Annotated in this window: 19 protein-coding genes; 9 read left to right on the top strand and 10 right to left on the bottom strand. The window is 71.1% G+C overall.

The features are described from left to right. Positions 1-99: 99 nt before the first annotated feature. Positions 100-396, top strand: coding sequence for a DUF6582 domain-containing protein (locus tag OG992_RS14655; protein ID WP_210781038.1), 297 nt, complete (start codon positions 100-102; stop codon positions 394-396). Between the two features lie 64 nt (positions 397-460). Beyond that, positions 461-1,678, top strand: coding sequence for an aromatic acid exporter family protein (locus tag OG992_RS14650; RefSeq protein WP_238684725.1), 1,218 nt, complete (start codon positions 461-463; stop codon positions 1,676-1,678). Positions 1,679-1,694: 16 nt separating this feature from the next. Here the strand turns inward: OG992_RS14650 and OG992_RS14645 are convergent, their stop codons facing one another. After that, positions 1,695-2,120, bottom strand: a complete 426-nt coding sequence (locus OG992_RS14645) for a VOC family protein (RefSeq protein ID WP_238684724.1) — start codon at positions 2,118-2,120, stop codon at positions 1,695-1,697. 164 nt (positions 2,121-2,284) lie between these two features. Here OG992_RS14645 and OG992_RS14640 point away from each other — a divergent pair, with 164 nt between their 5' ends. After that, a complete protein-coding gene (locus OG992_RS14640; protein ID WP_238684723.1) occupies positions 2,285-4,114 on the top strand; it encodes a glycoside hydrolase family 15 protein in 1,830 nt (609 codons plus the stop codon). 9 nt (positions 4,115-4,123) lie between these two features. On the opposite strand, the gene OG992_RS14635 is transcribed toward OG992_RS14640, so the two are convergent. Continuing rightward, positions 4,124-4,939, bottom strand: a complete 816-nt coding sequence (locus OG992_RS14635; protein WP_238684754.1) for a DUF72 domain-containing protein — start codon at positions 4,937-4,939, stop codon at positions 4,124-4,126. Positions 4,940-5,062: 123 nt separating this feature from the next. Between OG992_RS14635 and OG992_RS14630 the strand changes: the two genes are divergently transcribed. Both OG992_RS14630 and OG992_RS14625 read left to right on the top strand, forming a co-directional pair. After that, positions 5,063-6,073 carry a glycosyltransferase gene (locus tag OG992_RS14630; protein WP_266303500.1) on the top strand — a complete coding sequence of 337 codons (1,011 nt, stop codon included), beginning with the start codon at positions 5,063-5,065 and terminating at the stop codon, positions 6,071-6,073. Positions 6,074-6,134: 61 nt separating this feature from the next. After that, entirely contained in the window at positions 6,135-6,863 is a 729-nt protein-coding gene (locus OG992_RS14625) for a Clp protease N-terminal domain-containing protein (RefSeq protein ID WP_266303499.1), read from the top strand. Positions 6,864-6,873: 10 nt separating this feature from the next. Here the strand turns inward: OG992_RS14625 and OG992_RS14620 are convergent, their stop codons facing one another. Together OG992_RS14620 and OG992_RS14615 are read right to left on the bottom strand one after the other, a co-directional pair. Beyond that, the gene (locus tag OG992_RS14620; RefSeq protein WP_203122260.1) at positions 6,874-7,392 is read right to left on the bottom strand and encodes a hypothetical protein; all 519 of its coding nucleotides are present in this window, start codon (positions 7,390-7,392) and stop codon (positions 6,874-6,876) included. 149 nt (positions 7,393-7,541) lie between these two features. Continuing rightward, on the bottom strand, positions 7,542-7,736 hold the full coding sequence (locus OG992_RS14615; protein WP_238684719.1) for a DNA repair protein: 195 nt from the start codon (positions 7,734-7,736) through the stop codon (positions 7,542-7,544). Between the two features lie 169 nt (positions 7,737-7,905). Between OG992_RS14615 and OG992_RS14610 the strand changes: the two genes are divergently transcribed. Beyond that, positions 7,906-8,568 carry a GNAT family N-acetyltransferase gene (locus OG992_RS14610; protein WP_266305205.1) on the top strand — a complete coding sequence of 221 codons (663 nt, stop codon included), beginning with the start codon at positions 7,906-7,908 and terminating at the stop codon, positions 8,566-8,568. Positions 8,569-8,936: 368 nt separating this feature from the next. Here OG992_RS14610 and OG992_RS14605 read toward each other — a convergent pair whose 3' ends face one another. The 4 genes from OG992_RS14605 to OG992_RS14590 form a co-directional block, all read right to left on the bottom strand. Beyond that, positions 8,937-9,635, bottom strand: a complete 699-nt coding sequence (locus OG992_RS14605; protein ID WP_266303498.1) for a TetR/AcrR family transcriptional regulator — start codon at positions 9,633-9,635, stop codon at positions 8,937-8,939. Next, positions 9,598-10,086 carry a thiol-disulfide oxidoreductase DCC family protein gene (locus OG992_RS14600; RefSeq protein WP_238684717.1) on the bottom strand — a complete coding sequence of 163 codons (489 nt, stop codon included), beginning with the start codon at positions 10,084-10,086 and terminating at the stop codon, positions 9,598-9,600. Before OG992_RS14600 ends, OG992_RS14605 begins: the two co-directional genes overlap by 38 nt. A 2-nt stretch (positions 10,087-10,088) precedes the next feature. Next, a complete protein-coding gene (locus OG992_RS14595; protein ID WP_266303497.1) occupies positions 10,089-10,667 on the bottom strand; it encodes a hypothetical protein in 579 nt (192 codons plus the stop codon). A gap of 138 nt (positions 10,668-10,805) precedes the next feature. Next, entirely contained in the window at positions 10,806-12,260 is a 1,455-nt protein-coding gene (locus OG992_RS14590) for a glycoside hydrolase family 3 N-terminal domain-containing protein (protein WP_266303496.1), read from the bottom strand. Positions 12,261-12,427: 167 nt separating this feature from the next. Between OG992_RS14590 and OG992_RS14585 the strand changes: the two genes are divergently transcribed. After that, entirely contained in the window at positions 12,428-13,603 is a 1,176-nt protein-coding gene (locus OG992_RS14585; RefSeq protein ID WP_238678372.1) for an ROK family transcriptional regulator, read from the top strand. 124 nt (positions 13,604-13,727) lie between these two features. Here the strand turns inward: OG992_RS14585 and OG992_RS14580 are convergent, their stop codons facing one another. Continuing rightward, the gene (locus OG992_RS14580) at positions 13,728-14,741 is read right to left on the bottom strand and encodes an ABC transporter permease subunit (protein ID WP_238684714.1); all 1,014 of its coding nucleotides are present in this window, start codon (positions 14,739-14,741) and stop codon (positions 13,728-13,730) included. Further along, positions 14,738-15,736, bottom strand: a complete 999-nt coding sequence (locus OG992_RS14575) for an ABC transporter ATP-binding protein (protein ID WP_266303495.1) — start codon at positions 15,734-15,736, stop codon at positions 14,738-14,740. The genes OG992_RS14580 and OG992_RS14575 overlap by 4 nt, the downstream gene beginning before the upstream one ends. 131 nt (positions 15,737-15,867) lie before the next feature. Between OG992_RS14575 and OG992_RS14570 the strand changes: the two genes are divergently transcribed. Together OG992_RS14570 and OG992_RS14565 are read left to right on the top strand one after the other, a co-directional pair. Further along, positions 15,868-16,710: an ABC transporter ATP-binding protein gene (locus tag OG992_RS14570; RefSeq protein ID WP_238684712.1), complete on the top strand. Its 843-nt coding sequence runs from the start codon at positions 15,868-15,870 to the stop codon at positions 16,708-16,710. A 23-nt stretch (positions 16,711-16,733) separates the two neighbouring features. Next, positions 16,734-17,630, top strand: coding sequence for a ribokinase (locus OG992_RS14565; protein ID WP_266303494.1), 897 nt, complete (start codon positions 16,734-16,736; stop codon positions 17,628-17,630). Positions 17,631-17,644 lie beyond the last annotated feature (14 nt).

Raw genomic sequence — 17,644 nt, 5'->3', positions numbered from 1 at the left:
CCCGAGGTGTCGGCATGATATGGATCTTGCCGGTGGCGGTGGTCGGGGAAATGTCGGCTTCGGAGGTGCTGCCGGACGGCGTGCGGGTAATGCTGGACGATGACATCAACCTGGAAGCCCCACGAGAAGCACGGCGGCCTGTCGGACAAGGACAAGCGTGAGCTGCCGGAGACCGTCTTCGCGTTCCCCGGCAAACGCAAGGAACCGATGACCGATGCCAGCCACGTCCGCAATGCCGTCGCCCGGTTCGATCAGGTGCAGGGCGTCACCGACAAGGACCGGGACCTGGCCTTTCAGAACATCCTCGCCGCCGCCAAGCACTACGGTGTCGACGTCGCCGAGACGAACTGGCGCCAGCTCGGCAAACTCCCGCACACGCCGAACCCCGCCCACTGACGGGGATCCGCACGATTCGGCTCGCTGGCCGGATAGGTCCGTATCCGCTGGGTAAGCGGCGCGGATGCCCGCCAAGCAGGATCCGGCAGCCGACAACGACCCGCCCCCGCACGGGGTGTCCCGGGTCGGCCGAACCTGGGCCGGTCTGCGCGAGCGGGTGCGGCACGGGCTGGGCTCCCGCGCCTGGCGGTTCCGCCTCTACGGGCTGCTCGCCGTGCAGGCCGGCGTCGCGGCGACGATAGCCTGGTTCGTGGGGGCCCAGTTCCTGGACAATCCCGCCCCGGTGCTCGCGCCCACCACAGCGGTCGGCATCGTGGCCGCCTCGATGGGCACACGCCTGCGGCGCACCATCGAGCTGCTGGTCGGGGTCGTTCTCGGGCTCGCCGTCGGTGACGCGGTCATGCCGCTGTTCGGCATCGGGCCCTGGCAGACCGGCCTGGTCGTCGTACTGGCGATCATCGTCGCCATCCTGCTCAAGGGCGGTGGCTCCCTGCTCACCCAGGCCGGTGGCACAGCGGTGCTCATCGCCACACTGGAACCGCCAGTGCGTGACCTGTCCGTTCCTCGCTTCGTCGATGCCGCGGTCGGCGGCCTGGTCGGCTTGGCGGTCGGTCTGTTGGTGGTGCCCATCCACCCGCAACGGACGGTGCAGCGGCTGGCCGAACCGGTCCTCGACCCGGCTATCGACGCCCTGCACAACCTCGGCGCGGCGCTGCGCCGTCGGGACCTTGACGGCACCGAGCAGAGTCTGACCGGCCTGCGGATCCTCGGGTCGCGGGTGACCGCGCTGGACGAGGGGCTCGGGGCTGCCCAGGAGGTGGTGCGACTGGCGCCACTACGGTGGCACCAACGTAGGTTGCTGGCCCGCTCCACCCAGGCCATCCGACATCTCGAGCGCAGCCTCTACGGCTGTCGGGCCGTCGCGCGAAGACTCACCAAGGCTCTCCGGGAGGATGAGCCGATACCGGAGGAGTTCGCGGCAGCCATCGAGCTGCTGGCCACCAGCATGCATACGCTGAGACGCACCACCACTCCCGAGCGGGCGGATCCGCAAAAGGCGCGCCAGCAGATCCTGACCGCTCTCGAGCTGGTCGGAGAGGCGCAGGGGCCAGCCGCCCCGGATCCCACCCGTCCCCACTCCCACCGGTTGGGCTACTCGGGAATGATCGCCGCGGGTGAATTCCGCATGGCCGCCCAGGACCTGCTCATCGCCAGTGGGTTGGACACCGACGAGGCGGCAGCGTTGGTGCGGCGGACGTCGGGTCGGGACGAGTGGGACTGAACGGCCCGGGCACCCGTCAGGTCGCCTTCAGCGAGGCGAGGACGTCGAGGTAGTGCGGGTTCTTCATGACCCCCAGCACGTTGCCGAACGGGTCGACCACCGCCGCGGTGATGAACCCCTCGTCCCCGTGCGGGGTGATCGGCTGGTACTCCGTGGCACCCAACGCCAGCAGCCGCTCGACTGTCGCGTCGAGGTCGTCGACGCACCAGTGCATGACCACCCCGCCGGGCCCGGTCGCCGGGCCGGCCGGTGCGTACCTGCTGTCGATGATGCCCAGCTCGGCCTGGTAGTCCCCGATGCGGAACTCGGTGTAGGCCGGGCGTCCGTCGGGGCCGGGGCGCATGAAGTACGCCTCGATGCCGAGGAAGTCCGCGTACCAGGCGGTGGCCGCTTCCACGTCGTCCGCCCAGATGTTCAGGGTGGCGAATCCTCGCAGGCTCATCAGGTGTCCTCTCGTCGATGTCGTTGATGTCGACGCTATCGACGATTGCGGAAGGTTTGCTTCCGCAATAGCCGGTGGTCTTGACCGTGTCGAGCCGCGGGCCGCATCTTTCGCCGGTGCCCGGGTAGTCGCCGCCATTGCCAGTACTCATGGCGGGGGATGGCGTGGACAGCTACCCGGCAGTCGAGGACCACGGTCTGATCGGTGATCTACAGACCGCGGCACTGATCAGCACGGACGGTACGGTCGACTGGTTCTGCGCGCCCCGCTTCGACTCGCCGAGCGTCTTCGGCGCGCTGCTGGACCGCCGCAACGGCGGCCACTTCCAACTCTCGCCCGAGAATGTCGACTACACGAGCAAGCAGCTCTACCTGCCCGGTACGCCGATCCTGATCACCCGCTTCCACAGCGCCGACGGTGTCGGCGAGCTGTTGGACTTCATGCCGGTCACCGGTGCGGAGGCCACCGATCGGCATCGGTTGATCCGGCTGGTGCGGATGGTTCGGGGGAGCATGCGTTTCCGCTTCCACTGCCACCCACGGTTCAACTACGGGCGAGACTCGTACGAGCTGGAGGTGCACCCCGAGGGCGACGTCTTCCGGAGCCCGACGATGGACCTCACCCTGGCCGCCTTCAAGAACTCGCTCCACGAGTTCGACGCGAGGGACATCAAACGGGACACCGACGGCGTGTCCGCGTCGTTCACCCTGCACGCCGGCGACATCGGCGGGGTGGTCCTGGAGACTGCCTGTCCGCACGCGCCCCGAGCACTCAGCACCGACGAGGCGTGCGATCTGCTTGCCGAGACCCGCGACTACTGGCGGCGGTGGGTGAGCGGTTCCCGCTACAAGGGCCGTTGGAGGGAGGTGGTCGAGCGGTCGGCGATGACCCTCAAGCTGATGACGTACGCACCCACCGGCGCCCTGGTCGCCGCGCCCACCGCGGGGCTGCCCGAGCAGATCGGCGGGCAGCGGAACTGGGACTACCGCTACACCTGGATCCGGGACGCGTCCTTCTCCGTGCACGCGCTGCTGCGCCTGGGCTTCACCGAAGAGGCCGAAAAGTACCTCCTCTGGCTCGACGCCCGCATCCGTGAGGCACGGGACGGCAACCTTCCCCTGCAGATCATGTACCGCATCGACGGCTCACCGGACCTCCCCGAAGAGGTGCTGGGTCACCTGGAGGGATACCGCGGCTCCGCGCCGGTGCGGATCGGCAACGGCGCCGCGGGCCAACTCCAACTCGACATCTACGGCGAGGCGCTCGTCTCGTTGGAACTCGCGGACCGCAACGGGCTGATCGCGCCGTACGAGGGTTGGCGCAAGACGGCCGGGCTGATGGACTGGCTCTGTGCGCACTGGGACCAGCCCGAGGACGGCATCTGGGAGACCCGTTCCGGTCGGCAGGACTTCACCTACGGTCGGGTGTTGTCCTGGGTCGCGCTGGACCGGGCCATCCGCATCGCGCGACGCCGGGGCCGACCCGGTGACATCGCCCGCTGGTCCGCCGAACGTGACGCCATCTACGAGCAGGTGATGACTCGTGGGTTCAACCAGGAACGTCGCGCGTTCGTGCAGCACTACGGGTCCGACATCCTGGACGCGTCGCTGCTGGCGATGCCGGGGCTGAACTTCATCTCGCCGACCGACCCGATGTGGGAGTCGACGCTGCGGGCGATGGACACCGGCCTGGTCTCCGACAGCCTGGTCTACCGCTACGACCCGAAGGCCTCGCCGGACGGTCTCGCCGGCACCGAGGGCACCTTCAACATGTGCACCTTCTGGTACGTGCAGGCGCTCGCCCTGGCCGGCCGGATCGACGACGCCCGGTTGACCTTCGAGAAGATGCTCACCTACAGCAACCCGCTCGGCCTCTACTCCGAGGAGATCGCGCCGACCGGTGAGCAGATCGGCAACTTCCCGCAGGCGTTCAGCCACCTCTCGCTGATCAGCACGGCGGCCCACCTCGACGACCTGCTCGACCAGCAGGGTTGACCGGTCCGGTCAGAACAGCGTCAGCGGCTCGACGGGGATCGGCTCGGGCAACGCGTCGAGCCCGGGTACGCGTGCTCGTACCTCGTTGTGGAACCGGCGGGCGAGCGCCGGCGCGTCGGCGTTGTCCGGGGTGTGGATGAACATGGTCGGCGAGCGCCCCTCGCGGAGCCAGGTGACTGTCACGTCGACCCAGCGCTGCCACCCCTCGGCAGTGCGCGTCGAGTCGTCACGACCGAGGTAGCGGACGATCGGCCGGTCGGTCAGCGCGAGGGACCGGAGCGGCACGCGGGGCTTCTTGGTCCAGGCGTCCCGCTCCGCGTCACTGGTCGGCGGGCTCGCGAAGAAGGCTGTCGTGTCGAAGGGGATCCACTCGGCGCGGGCGGCCGCGAGGGTCGCCCCGAGCAGTCGGGCCGCGCGGGCGTCGGTGAAGAACGCGGGATGGCGGACCTCCACCGCGTACCGGTGGGACCGCGGGAGCTGTTCCAGGAAACGGCTCAGGGTTGGGACGTCGGCGGGCGCGAACGAGCCGGGCAGTTGGATCCAGAGGGCGTGGGCGCGCGGGCCGAGCGGTTCGATGGCGTCCAGAAAGACGCGCAGCGGTTCGTCGACGGTGGTGAGCCGGCGTTCGTGCGTGATGACTTTGGGAAATTTGAGGACGAACCGGAAGTTGGGACCCGTCTGGGCTGCCCACGAGGCCACGGTGTCCCGGGCCGGGGTCGCGTAGAACGTGGTGTTGCCCTCCACGGCGTCGCACCAGCTGGCGTAGTGCCGCAGGCGCTCGGCGGGCGGCAGCCGCTGGCCCGGCCACGACCGGTGACTCCACATCGCGCACCCCACGTGCAGACGCATGACCGCCCTTCCCGCCGGTGACCGCGCTCGACCGGAGCCCACCGTATACGGGCCGGCGGACCCGGCCTGGCCCCGGTGTTGCAGGTAGGGTCCGACGCCATGCGTGTGCTGTTCGCCAGTCTTGCGTCCGTCGGTCACACGTACCCGCTGATCCCGCTGGCGATCGCCACCCGAGAGGCCGGGCACGAGGTCCACTTCGCTGCCGGTCCAGAGGTGCACCCACCGCTCGCCGCGCACGGCCTGCGGCCGTTCCGGCCCGGCGACGCCTTCTACGAGGTGTACGCCGAGGATCTCGCTCCAGAGCTGGCGCGGCTGCGGCCCGACCTGGTGGTGCACGAGTGGGGGCTGCCGGGTGCGGCCGTGGCGGCTCACCGGGCCGGGATCCCAGGCGTGTGGCACGGCTTCGGCCGGATGTTTCCCGAGGGCATCGGCCTGGAACTGCCCACCAGGAACCCCGAGGTCGTCGGCCGGCCGCACCTGGACATCTGGCCGCCCTCGCTCCAGGACAAGAGCTTCCTCGCCACCGAACGTCGGATCGAGCTGCGACCGGTCGCCTTCTCCACACCGGCCCCGCTGCCCGAACGGGTGAGCCGTCGAACGTCCCGGCCGTTGATCTACCTGACCCTCGGGACCGCGTTCGGTACGCCGGAGCTGCTGCGCACCGCCATCGCCGGCCTGGCGGCGCTGGACGCCGAGGTGGTGGTCGCGGCGGGCCGGGTGCCCCCGGAACAACTGGGCGAGATCCCTGACCACGTCAGCGTGCACCAGTGGGTGTCGCAGGCGGAGCTGCTGCCGCTCGTCGACCTGGTGGTGCACCACGGAGGTAGCGGCACCACCCTCGGCGCGCTCGCGGCCGGCGTACCGCAGTTGCTGCTGCCGCAGGGCGCCGACCAGTTCGCCAACGCCGACACGCTCGCCGCCGCCGGTGTCGCAATGCGGCTCCTTCCCGGCGAGGTGGATCCGAGCGCCGTCGCCGAGCAGGCGCACCGCCTGCTGCCGCAGCACGGCAACGCCGAGCAGCGCGACGCGGTCCGGGCGGTCGCCGAGGAGATCGCGGCCATGCCCTCGCCGGGGGCCGTCGCTCGACTGCTGCCGGAGTACGCCGCCTGATCTGACGCAACATCGTCAACTCAGGGTTGACGCGAGGAGTGCGTCAACCTATGGTTGACGCATGACAGATCCTCTTCAGATGGGTAACACCGTCAAGCTCGACGACCTGATCCAGGCGATCAAGACGGCGCACACCGACGCGCTCGACCAACTCACCGACGCGGTCATCGCCGCCGATCACCTCGGCGAGGTCGCCGACCACCTGATCGGGCACTTCGTCGACCAGGCACGACGCTCCGGCGCCTCCTGGACCGACATCGGCCGCAGCATGGGGGTCACCAAGCAGGCCGCCCAGAAGCGCTTCGTGCCGAAGGCGACCGAGGCGGCAGCGCTCGACCCCAACGCCGGCTTCAGCCGGTTCACCCCGCGTGCCCGCAACGTGGTGATGGCCTCGCAGGAGGAGGCCCGAGCCAGCGGCAACGCCGAAATCGGCCCCGAGCACCTGGTGCTGGGCCTGCTGGCCGAGCCGGAAGGGCTGGCCGCCAGGGTGATGGCCGGTCGCGGCGCCACCCCCGAGGCGGTACGGGAGGCGGTCGACGCCGTCCTCCCACCACGGGCCGAGCAGGTTCCGGACCTCATCCCGTACGACGTGCGCGGCAAGAAGGCGCTGGAGCTGACCTTCCGGGAGGCGCTGCGCCTCGGGCACAACTACATCGGCACCGAGCACATGCTGCTCGCACTGCTGGAGCAGGAGGACGGCGCCGGCGTGCTCACCAACCTCGGCCTGAACAAGACGACGGTCGAGGCCGACCTGGCCGCCGCCCTCGCCGCCGCCGTCGGAAAGAAGTGAGAACCCGGGGTCAGGACGCCTCAGGAAAGCCGTAACGCAGGGCGTGCTCCGGATCGGCAGGGTCGATCTGGCGTACGCCCGCGTCGGCGAGGCGCTTGTTGACCTCGTCGAGTTGCTCGCGCACCAGGCGGGCCTCCTCCTCGGTGACCCGGCCCCGGTGTGGCTTGCCGGCGTGCTCCAGCGTGCCGTAGTCGATCTTTTCGGTGGTCTTCCGGGCCTTGGGTGGGCGGACCCGCTCGGCCGTCTTCAACAGCTGCGCCATCGGCACGTCGGTGGCCATCGCGTCGAACTCGCTGGCGGTCAACACCACCCGGCGGGGCTCGCCGCCACCGTGCCGATCGTGGATCTCCACCACCGCCACGTCCAACGCGGCGTCGTCGATGTTCTCCACCTCGCCCGGGGTGGCGTCCAACTGCACGGGCCCGGCGACCAGGTCCGGGTGCTCCAGCACGACGACGCGGACCACCTCGTCGTCCTGCTGCAGAACCGTGCCGGTGAAGTCGGAGACGTGGATCGTCTTCTTGCCCATGCGCGGAGCTTCTCCTGTCGTAGGCCGGGATGGCGGACCACAAGAAATTACCCGACAGGTGTGCGAAAGCCGCCGCTGGACCTCCTCCGGTGTGTCGCCCCGGGCGAACGTCAGAGGCTTCCCTTCGGTGCCACCCACTCGGTGGTGGGTCAGTGGTTGTTCAGGCGGTGCCGACTGGAGCTTCCGATGGGCAGCTTGTTCAGCCCGGCCCACGACAGGGCGCCGCCGCCGATCGTCCGCGGGTTCCGGTAGCGCGGCTGGGGCGGATTGCCTCCGACGGCTTCCCCCGCCTGCCAGAGTCGCTCGGGGTCCTGCTGGTAGTGGTCGCTCGGCTGAATCGGCATGGGTTCACCGTCCCAAATAAAGGTGTCCAGATATGGAAATACATATGACGGTCGATTCATGTGCCTGGTTCCCGGACCCCTGGCCCACTCGGCCCTGACGTATCCCGCGCCCGGCCCCGCCGTCCGGCGTACGGTGATCGACGACGGGTCGGGTGACGGGGAGGTGCGCATGCTCGACCGGCGACTTCACCTGCACCTGGCCACCTGGCTCGGCCAGTGGCCGGCCGGGCCGGGGTTGCACGTGGTCGCCTCGCAGCGGCGGGCCGAACCAGCCTGGGACGGCCGGCTACGCCCCGCGCTCGCCGTGGACACCGGGCAGAGCGCCGTGCTCTCGGTGGCGCCGGACCGCGTGGCGGCGATCCGCGCGTTGGTGGGCCGTACGCCGACTCGGCTGCTCGCCGCGCTGCCGGAGGCCGTCGGCCGGCCCGAATTCTCCGTGCATGACGGTCCGTTCCGGTGGAGCCTGGCCCCCGCGCCACTGCCCGACGTGGGGGAGTGGACCGAGCCGACCGCTCCCGGGCTGCCGCCGTGGCTGCGACTCTTCGACCGGCCGGTGCTCGTGGTCCGGGACCCGGACGGCGTCTACCTGGCCGGTGCCGGGATCAAACGGCACGACGCGTACGGGCACGAGTTGGCCGTCGGCACCGTACCGGCAGCCCAGGGGCGCGGCCTCGCCCGTCGACTGGTGGCCCAGGCCGCACGGCGGGTGCTCGACGAGGGAGCCGTCCCCACCTACCTGCACGAGCGGGACAATCACGCCTCGGCCCGGGTCGCCGAGGCGGCCGGCTTCCCGAACCGGGGCTGGCGCGCGTACGGCGTCTATCCGCGCTGAGCGGGGCCCGAAGCCGCAGCGGGCCCGCGATCTTGCACTTTCTGTCGCGACATGGCGGGCATTCCACGCATCTCGACGACCGAAACTGCAAGATCGGCGCGGGCGGGGCGGGGCGGGGCGGCGGGTGGGGCGGGGTGGGGCGGGGTGGCGGGGCAATCGGCGCGGACCGTGGATCCCGGGCCGGATCCACGGTCCGCAACCTCCCCCCAGGCCCCGGTACCGGGTGTAACGGCCTCGCCGGGGACGAGCCGCTACGTGTCGATCACGCTACGTATCGAACAGGCTCGGGGCAAGGTTGAAGCTGTCGGTTCGGAGTGTCGAAAAGCGGACTTGACCTGCTGCTTAGCCGGCCGCAGGGGTCGGCCGGATCAGTGACGGAGCGTGCGAATCAGGTCGAGCACCTGTCGGGTCACCGGCCGCAGGACCCGGAGCCGGGACAGCGCCACGAGCCGGTCGATCAGTGGTACGGCCCCGTCGATCAGCTGGCGGGTCTTGGTCTGGCCCGGCGATCGGTCGTGCACCCAGTAAAGGATCACGCCCATGTACGCGAGCCAGAGCAGCTCGGGCAGCTGTGGGCGCAGCTCGGCGTCGACCTTGGCCGTCGAGCCGCTCACCACCTCGCCGAAGAGGTCGATGGCCGCCTGTCGGGGGCCGGAGGACTCCGCGGAGAAGGGGCTCAACGGGGAGGTGGGCTCCGCCGCCGTCTTGAAGAAGGTCGCCGCGAACCCGTGTGAGGGCGTCAACACGTCGATCCCCGCGTGCAGCACTCCGGCGAGCCGTGGACCGAACGCCTCCTCCCGATCGAGCACTGGCTGCGCGGCGGCCCGGTGCTCGACCTGGGACTGGGCGTAGAACTCCTGAATCAGATGGTCCTTGGAGCCGAAGTAGTAGTAGGCGTTGCCGACCGCCACGCCGGCCTCCTGCGCGATGGCCCGCATGGTGGTCTGGGCGTATCCGCGTTCGCGGAACAGCCGCATCGCGGTGTCCCGGATCAGCTGCCGGGTCTGCTCGCCTCGGGCGGTGGCTGGGTCACCCGCAGTGGTCGTCTGCGCAGGCTGTTCGGTCATCGGGGTCACCGTATCCCGCCGGTTCGTCGGTCGGCTCGGCCCACGGGTCGCGGATCCGCTCCCGAATCGCCGAGGCGGCGGCCACCGTCTGCCGGGCGAGGGGCAGCAGGTGCGGTCGGGCCAGCCGCTCGGCGGTGGACCGATGGTCGGTCAGCGCCCAGAGGCAGGCGAACCAGGCGCCGTCGCCCGCGTACACCTCGCCGGTGTCGGCGATCACGGTGAGGTCGCGCAGCGTCGCGTCGTGGTTCAGGCCGGGGAAGCGCCGCCTGGCCTCGGCGGACCCGGCTGGCACGAACTCCAGGGGTACGAGCTGGGCGCGGGACGACAACCAGCGGCGGGCGGCGCGGCAGATTGGGCAGGCCGCGTCGAAGAGGACGGTGAACCCCCGGATCCCACCGCCGGAGTGGGCGGTGGGATCCGGGAGTCGACCGACGCCGTCGGTCGGGGGCATTGTCATCGGCTCGGCGGGTTCGGGCCGACGCCCGGCTGCGGACCGGCCGGGTGGGGTCCGGCCGGGTGCGGGTTGGCCGGGTGGGGTCCGGCCGGGTGTGGGCCGGTCGGCTGGGGTCCGGCCGGGTACGCGCCGACCAACGGCGATCCGGGTGGGGCGGACTGCATGGGGAGGCGGCCGATCGGGGCGAGCGGGGGGTGGGTGGCGAGCTGGCGGAGTCGGTTTCGGCGGTAGCGGCCGAGTGCGAAGACGTTGAAGAAGTGCAGCGCGCCAAGCACCAGCAGCACCAAGCCGATCTTGAGTGACAGTTCCTCCATGGCCTGGCTTGTCGAACCCACCGGGTCGGAGTGCTTCATCGCCACGGTGACGTAGCCGAGGTTGAGCAGGTAGAAGCCGACCACGAGGAGGCTGTTGACCGCCTGGGCGAGTCGCTTCTCGGCGAACACCTCCTCCAGGAAGACCAGCCCGTTGCGGGACAGCGCTCGAGCCACCCAGATGGTCAGCCCGACGCTGACCGCGAGGTAGACCACGTACATCCAGACCTTGATGTCCATGTGGACGCCCTTCTTGAACGTGTTCAACTACCGACGTCATCAGACTAGAGCCGATATTGAACATGTTCAAGAAGTGGCGACGAGTGACTGTGGACACTTCTGGCGCGGTGCTCAAAGGCGCGGCGTCCGGCCGAGCGTTTCAGCTCGGCCGGAGAACGCCGGGGTTCAGCCGGCCAGGCCGAGCACCTCGGCCGCCGCGCGACCGTTGGCGTGGCTCGCGCCGTAGGTGGTGACGAAGGCGCGGACACCCGCGGGCCGCCACTGTGCCGGCCAGCCCATCTCCACCACTGTCACCGGGTGCTGGGCCGCCAGGTCGGCGATCAGCTCCGGACCGCCGGGCAGCCGGTGCAGGTGTCGCCCGACCAGCACGATGGGACGGTCGCCCGCCAGTCCGCGCAGCGTGGCCGGGTCGGTCTCGGTGGCGATCACCCGGATCTCCGGCACCGCGTGCAGGTGCGGTCCGAGGCCCCACGGCACCCGACCCTCGGCGATCGTCGACTCGGTGTGCAGTTGCACCACCAGTGGCTGGTCCAGGCCGCTGAGCACACCGTCCACCCGTACCGCTCGACGTGCTGCCGCGTACCCCAGCTCGGGATCGCCGGTGGCCGGCGACCCGCTGGCGGCCCGGGTCCAGGCGGCGAGATCGGTGGCGCGGCCGGCCGCCTCCTCGACCCGCGCTCTCGCCAGCCGGCCGTCGGCGAGCGCGTCGACGATCTCGGCGGCCACCCGCTCGACCAGTCCGGCGTCGACCTTCGCGCCGATGCAGAGCAGGTCGGCACCCGCGCTCAGGGCCCGGACCGCGGCCGGCCCGACCCCACCGGCTGCCACCGCGGCACCCTTCATCTCCAGCGCGTCGGTGATGACGGTGCCGGTGAAGCCGTACTCGGTGCGCAGCAGGTCGACCAGGACGGCTCGGCTGAAGGTGGCCGGGTCGGCGCCGGTGAGCGCCGGCACCCGGATGTGCGCGGTCATCACGGCGCGCGCCCCGGCGGCGACGATGGCCGCGAACGGCGGTAGGTCCCGCTGGCGGAGCAGGCTCAGCGGAGCGTCCACAGTGGGCAGTTCGTGGTGGGAGTCGGTGACTGTGGCGCCGTGCCCGGGGAAGTGCTTGGCGCAGGCGGCCACGCCGGCGGCCTGCAACCCCGCCACGGCGGCGGCCGAGTGGGCGGCCACCCGCACCGGATCCGCGCCGAAGGACCGGGTGCCGATCACCGGGTTGTCGTCGGCGGTGTTGACGTCGACAGTGGGCGCGAGGTTGACGGTGATGCCGAGCGCTGCCAGTTCGGCGCCGATCGACTGGTAGACCCGTCGGGTGAGGGCCACGTCGCCGATCGCGCCCAGGGCGGCGTTGCCGGGGTACGGGCTGCCGGTGGCGTGCGCCAGCCGGGTCACGTCGCCGCCCTCCTCGTCGATCGCGATCAGCGCGTCCGGCCGACCGGCGCGCAGCGCGGCGGTGCTCGCCGCCACCTGCGCGGGGTCGTGCACGTTGGTGCCGAACAGGGTGTGCCCGGCCAGCCCGTCGGCCAGCAGGTCGACCGCCCAGTCCGGCGGGACCGGTCCCGGGTACGCGCCCAGCAGCGTGCCCAGCGCGAGCCGGCGCAGTCCTGGATCCAACCCCACGTGCTTCCCCCTTCGGTGCCCCGCGGGTACGAAACGTCGTACCGGTGGTGGTCTTGGCCCTGCCGACTCGGCGGAGCGTCCCACCGTCGAGTGGCCGTTACGCTACGGCTACCCGTTCGCAGGTCGGTTTACAGTTAGCAAAGTTTACTAAAACTAGAGGACGTGTCATGAGTGCGACCCGGCTGCCCGGCACCCCCCGTCTGTTGCGGGCGCTCAACGACCGTGCCGCGCTGGAGCTGCTCCTCGAACGCGGCCCGCTGACCCGAGCTCGACTCGGCGAGCTGACCGGGCTGTCGAAGGTCACCGCGTCGCAACTTGTCGAGCGGCTGGAGGAGCGCGGCCTCGTCGCGCGGGTCGGCGAGCAGGCCGGCGGGCGAGGGCCGAACGCCCAGCTCTACGCCGTCCGCCCGAGCAGCGCCCACGTGGTCGGTGTGGACGTCGGGCCGGACCGGGTGGTGGCGGCGTGCGCCGACATCACCGGTGCGGTCATCGGCCGCGTGGAGCAGTCGACCCGGGACACCGACGACCCGGTGGGCGTGGTGCACAACGCCGTCGTGCAGGCGGCGAGCAGCGCCCAGGCGCAGCTGAGCAGCGTACGACGGATCGTGCTCGGCACGCCGGGCCTGGTCGACCCCGGCACCGGCGACATCACCTTCGCCTTCAACCTGCCACGCTGGCACAGCGGTCTGCTCGCCGCGTTGCGGGACGACCTGCACACGCCTGTGGTCTTCGAGAACGACGTCAACCTGGCCGCGGTGGCCGAGGCGCAGTCCGGCGCGGCGCAGGGGCTGTCGGACTTCGTGCTGGTCTGGGTGGGCGCCGGCGTCGGCCTGGCGATCATGCTGGGCGGGCGGTTGCACCACGGCAGCAGCGGCGCCGCCGGCGAGATCGGCTACCTGCCGGTGCCTGGCGCGCCCATCCCGCGCGATGTCTCCCGTCGTGCCAAGCCGGCCTTCCAGCAGCTGATCGGTGCGGACTCGGTGCGCGCTGTGGCCCGCGAGCACGGCTACCCGGACGCCGATGCCGCCGAGGCGGTCCGCGCGGCCGTCGCGGCCGGCGCCGACGGCGGCCCGATGCTCGACGAACTGGCCCGTCGGCTCGCGCTCGGCGTGGCCAGCACCTGCGTGGTGCTGGACCCACCGCTGGTAGTGCTCGCCGGCGAGGTCGGCCAGGCCGGTGGCGCGGCGCTCGCCGACCGGGTGCAGCAGGAGGTCGCGGCGATCACCCTGGTCCAGCCGCGAGTGGTGCCGACCGGGTTGACCGAGGAGCCGATCCTGCAGGGCGCGTTGCGCACCGCCCTGGACGCGGTGCGCGACGAGGTGTTCGGCTCCACCGTCGGCTGAGCCCGCTGCGGCGGTCATGCGAAGGAATATTTCACCGCGTGCCCACGGCTTGCAAGCTCTTGCCGGGCGCCGGCCTGGCCGTTCCGTCGGGCCGCCCGCAGCCGGGCGACCCGACGGTCTCGATTCAGATCAGGTCACGGCGACGGAACACGGCGAACGCCGCCGCGGTCAACCCGCCGGTGAGGCCGAGCAGCACCAACAGCGCCGGCAGCCAGGGCAGGGTGTAGAAGCCCTCGCAGTAGGAGCCGTAGTTGTTGCCCCGGCACAGCTGCTCGTCATAGAAACGCGCCCCGCCGTTGAGCCACGCCCCGATGTGGCTGGAGAGCATGAACAGGTCCGACTTCCGCGCGTCGATGATCTCCAGCACCAGCCGGCCACCCAACTCCCACAGCACCGCGTACGCGGCGAACGCGCCCAACGCCGCCGACGTGTGCCGACCGAGCGTGGCGATCGCGAAGCCCAGCGTGGAAGCCAGCAGCACCAGCACCAGGCCACGGCCGTGCACCGCGCCGAGCGAACTCCAGAAGTCGCTGTTCAACCGGCCCGGTAGGCCGGCGGTCTGACCGATCACCCAGAACGTGGCGAGGTAGGCCAGCGACGCCAGCAGGGCAAGCACCAGCACAGTGCCGAGCAGGGTGCCCAACTTGGTCGCGAGCACCGTCATCCGGCGCGGTCGCCAGAGCAGCAGGTTCACCACCCCGCCGGAGTTCAGGTCGGCGCCGATGTAGGAGGCGCCGACCAGGAACCCGAACAACACCAGGAACGCGATGAGGAAGTACAGCAGCGACTCGGCCTGCTCGGCGAAGCTGAACACACCCGGCAGGAAGTCGGCGGCGATCGGTAACCGGTCCTGCCGGATCGGGTCGATCTCCGAACAGTCTGTGGAAAAGTAGTCGTCCGGGTCGGGTTGGATGGTGCCGTCCTGGCGGGCCAGGCACTCCTGGTGCCTCGCCTCCATGCTCTGCCTGGCCTCGGCGGCCTGCGCCCGCGCCGAGTTCAGCTCACTGACGCTCGGCTTGTGAGAACCGGCCAGCGTGGTCGCCGCCGTGACGGCGAACGCCAACACCAACAGGACGAGCATGAGCTGCACGAAGCGACGCGCCGACAGTCGCTCCAACTCGGCACGCACCAGGTTCACGCGTCCACTCCCCGATCGAGGTCGATCACAGCTTCGCCCTGCGGCAGCGACGAGTCGCCGCCCTGCCGGGGCACCGACGGATGCTCGTACGCGCCGGTCAGCTCCAGGAAGACGCTCTCCAGATCCGGCCGCAGCGGCGTCAGCTCGCCCACCCACAGGCCCTGCTCACCGAGCACCCGGCTGATCGCCGTCGGGTCGTCCACCCCGCTCACCACCAACGCTCCGCCGTCCACGACCGCCGTCAGCTCGGCAGCCTGCAGCAGCTCGACGGCCCGCTCCGGTTCGGCCACCCGGACCAGGAACTCGTGCCGGTCGTGGCCCGCCAGCACCTCGTCCACCCGACCGGTCGCGACCCGCCGGCCCCGAGAGATGATCGTGACGTGATCGCAGATCAGCTGGATCTCGCCCAGGATGTGACTGGACACCAGCACTGTCACCCCGTTGGCCGCCAGCGACCGCATCAGGTCCCGCATCTCCCGGATGCCCGCCGGGTCCAGCCCGTTCGCCGGCTCGTCCAGGATGAGCAGGCGCGGGTCCTTCAACAGCGCGGACGCCACCGCCAGACGCTGCTTCATTCCCAGCGAGTAGCCCTTCACCCGCTCATCGCCCCGGTCGTGCAGGCCCACCAGATCCAGCACCTCGTCCACCCGAGAGACCGGCACACCACCGGCGCGGGCCAACAACCGTAGCGTCCGGTAGCCGGTGAAGTTGCCGAAGAACTGCGGGCTCTCCACGATGGCGCCGACCTGGCCCGCCACCCGGGGCAGTAGCTCCGGCGACGGCTCGCCGAGCACTGTCATCCGGCCGCTGTCGGCGCTCACCAGCCCGAGCAGGGCCCGCAGGGTGGTGGTCTTGCCCGAGCCGTTGGGGCCCAGGAAACCGTGGACCTGGCCCGCCTCGACCAACAGGTCGAACCCGTCCACCGCCACCCGTCGACCGCTGTGCAGGCTGCGGAAGGTCTTGCGCAGACCCTCGATCTCGATGACCGCGCTCATCTGCGCGGCTCCGTACGTCGGCGTGGCATGGGTCGTCCTTCGGGCTTGGTGATCAATGACACGGCGCTTCACCCTATGGCTGAGGTGCCGCCCATGGGGGGTACCCCGGCGCTGCGTGGTTGGATGGTGTGGTGACTGGTGACCTGATCCCCGGCGCTGCCGGCGCCACGCCTGCCGCCGCTTTCGTGGACCCGGATCTGGTGGTCAGCCTCGACGGCGTCGGCGTACGCCGCTCTGGCACCGCCCTCCTACAGGACCTGACCTGGCGCGTCGAACTGGACGAGCGGTGGGTGGTGCTCGGCTCCAACGGTGCCGGCAAAACCACGCTGCTCAACCTCGCCGCCGGTCGGCTGCACCCGACCACGGGCGTCGCGCACGTGCTGGGCGAGCGGATCGGCCGCACCGACGTCAACGAGCTGCGTACCCGGATCGGGCTCACCACAGCGGCGATCGCCGAGCGGCTGCCCGCCGACGAGCGGGTCAGCGACGTGGTGGTGACCGCCGCCTGGTCGGTGGTCGGCCGCTGGCGGGAGAACTACGACCGTGGCGACGAGGCGCGGGCGCGAGCGCTGCTGAGTCAACTCGGCGTCGGTGGCCTCGCCGAACGCCGCTACGGCACCCTCTCCGAGGGCGAGCGCAAGCGGGTGCAGATCGCCCGTGCCCTGATGACCGACCCGGAGCTGCTGCTGCTCGACGAGCCCGCCGCCGGGCTCGACCTGGGTGGTCGGGAAGACCTGGTCGCCCGCCTGGCCGAGCTGGCGTACGACCCGGACGCCCCGGCGATGGTGCTGGTCACCCACCACGTCGAAGAGATCCCGCCCGGGTTCACCCACGCCATGCTCCTGCGCGAGGGTGGGGTGGTCGCCCAGGGCCTGCTCGCCGAGACGCTGACCGGTGACAACCTCTCCAAGACCTTCGGGCTGCCACTTGTGGTCGAGCGGTCGGGCGACCGCTTCACGGCTCGCGCCGCCTGAGCGTCGGACAGGCGGAGACGGCCGTGCCGCAGACCCGGGTTGCCGTGGTGGGCAGCGCCAACATGGACCTCGTCGCGATGGCACCCGCGCTGCCTCGACAGGGCGAGACCATGCTCGGCACCGACTTCGTGATGGTGCCCGGCGGCAAGGGGGCCAACCAGGCCGTGGCCGCGGTCCGGGCCGGTGCCTCCTGCGCCTTCCTCGGCGCGATCGGCTCGGACGCCTTCGGCGTCACCCTCAAGGCCCGCATCACCGCTGCCGGCGTGGACACCAGTCAGCTTCGCGTGGTCTACGGCGCCTCGGGGGTGGCGCTGGTGATGGTCAACGCCCAGGGGGAGAACGCCATAGTGGTCACCCCCGGAGCGAACGACGCCCTGGTCGGCCTCACCGAGGAGGAGCTGACCACTGTGCGCGCGGCGGACGTCCTGGTCGCCCAACTGGAGATCCCGGTGCAGACCGTGACGGCCGCCGCGGTGGCCGCCCGCGAAGCCGGAACGAGAGTCATCCTGAACGCCGCCCCGGCGCGGGACCTCCCACCCGAGCTGCTCGCCGCCGTGGACCTGCTGGTCGTCAACGAGGGCGAGGCGCAGGCGCTCGCCGGCCGGGGTCGGGAGGAGCCGCGTGCGCTGCTCGACCTGACCCCCCGGGCCGTGCTCACTCTCGGCGGCGAGGGCGCCTGGTACGTCGACCGGGACGGCACCGAGGTGCACGTGCCGGCGGTACCTGTCGACGTGGTCGACTCGACCGCCGCCGGTGACGCGTTCACCGCCGCGCTGGCAGTCGGCTGGGGCGAAGGACGCGACCTGGTCGACGCGGTGCGCTGGGCGTCGGCGGCCGGCGCTGCCTGCGTCCGCAAGCTCGGCGCCTCGGTGGCGCTACCGCAACGCGCCGAGATCGACGAGCTGTACGTACCGGCCTGAGCGCACCCGCCACA

Source organism: Micromonospora sp. NBC_00362, from assembly GCF_026342155.1.
Taxonomy (GTDB): domain Bacteria; phylum Actinomycetota; class Actinomycetes; order Mycobacteriales; family Micromonosporaceae; genus Micromonospora; species Micromonospora hortensis.
Note: the sequence above shows the minus strand (reverse complement) of the source record. Positions and strands in the feature narration are given on the sequence as shown.

What these genes read in the sequence shown, in the direction of transcription:
- OG992_RS14615 (WP_238684719.1), bottom strand. Translation starts at nt 7,736, where the DNA reads ATGCCGATTCAGCCGAGCGACCACTACCAGCAGGACCCCGAGCGACTC.
- OG992_RS14650 (WP_238684725.1), top strand. Translation starts at nt 461, where the DNA reads ATGCCCGCCAAGCAGGATCCGGCAGCCGACAACGACCCGCCCCCGCAC.
- OG992_RS14575 (WP_266303495.1), bottom strand. Translation starts at nt 15,736, where the DNA reads ATGAGCGCGGTCATCGAGATCGAGGGTCTGCGCAAGACCTTCCGCAGC.
- OG992_RS14610 (WP_266305205.1), top strand. Translation starts at nt 7,906, where the DNA reads ATGCTCGACCGGCGACTTCACCTGCACCTGGCCACCTGGCTCGGCCAG.
- OG992_RS14585 (WP_238678372.1), top strand. Translation starts at nt 12,428, where the DNA reads ATGAGTGCGACCCGGCTGCCCGGCACCCCCCGTCTGTTGCGGGCGCTC.
- OG992_RS14630 (WP_266303500.1), top strand. Translation starts at nt 5,063, where the DNA reads ATGCGTGTGCTGTTCGCCAGTCTTGCGTCCGTCGGTCACACGTACCCG.
- OG992_RS14600 (WP_238684717.1), bottom strand. Translation starts at nt 10,086, where the DNA reads ATGCCCCCGACCGACGGCGTCGGTCGACTCCCGGATCCCACCGCCCAC.
- OG992_RS14635 (WP_238684754.1), bottom strand. Translation starts at nt 4,939, where the DNA reads ATGTGGAGTCACCGGTCGTGGCCGGGCCAGCGGCTGCCGCCCGCCGAG.
- OG992_RS14605 (WP_266303498.1), bottom strand. Translation starts at nt 9,635, where the DNA reads ATGACCGAACAGCCTGCGCAGACGACCACTGCGGGTGACCCAGCCACC.
- OG992_RS14645 (WP_238684724.1), bottom strand. Translation starts at nt 2,120, where the DNA reads ATGAGCCTGCGAGGATTCGCCACCCTGAACATCTGGGCGGACGACGTG.
- OG992_RS14620 (WP_203122260.1), bottom strand. Translation starts at nt 7,392, where the DNA reads ATGGGCAAGAAGACGATCCACGTCTCCGACTTCACCGGCACGGTTCTG.
- OG992_RS14655 (WP_210781038.1), top strand. Translation starts at nt 100, where the DNA reads ATGACATCAACCTGGAAGCCCCACGAGAAGCACGGCGGCCTGTCGGAC.
- OG992_RS14625 (WP_266303499.1), top strand. Translation starts at nt 6,135, where the DNA reads ATGACAGATCCTCTTCAGATGGGTAACACCGTCAAGCTCGACGACCTG.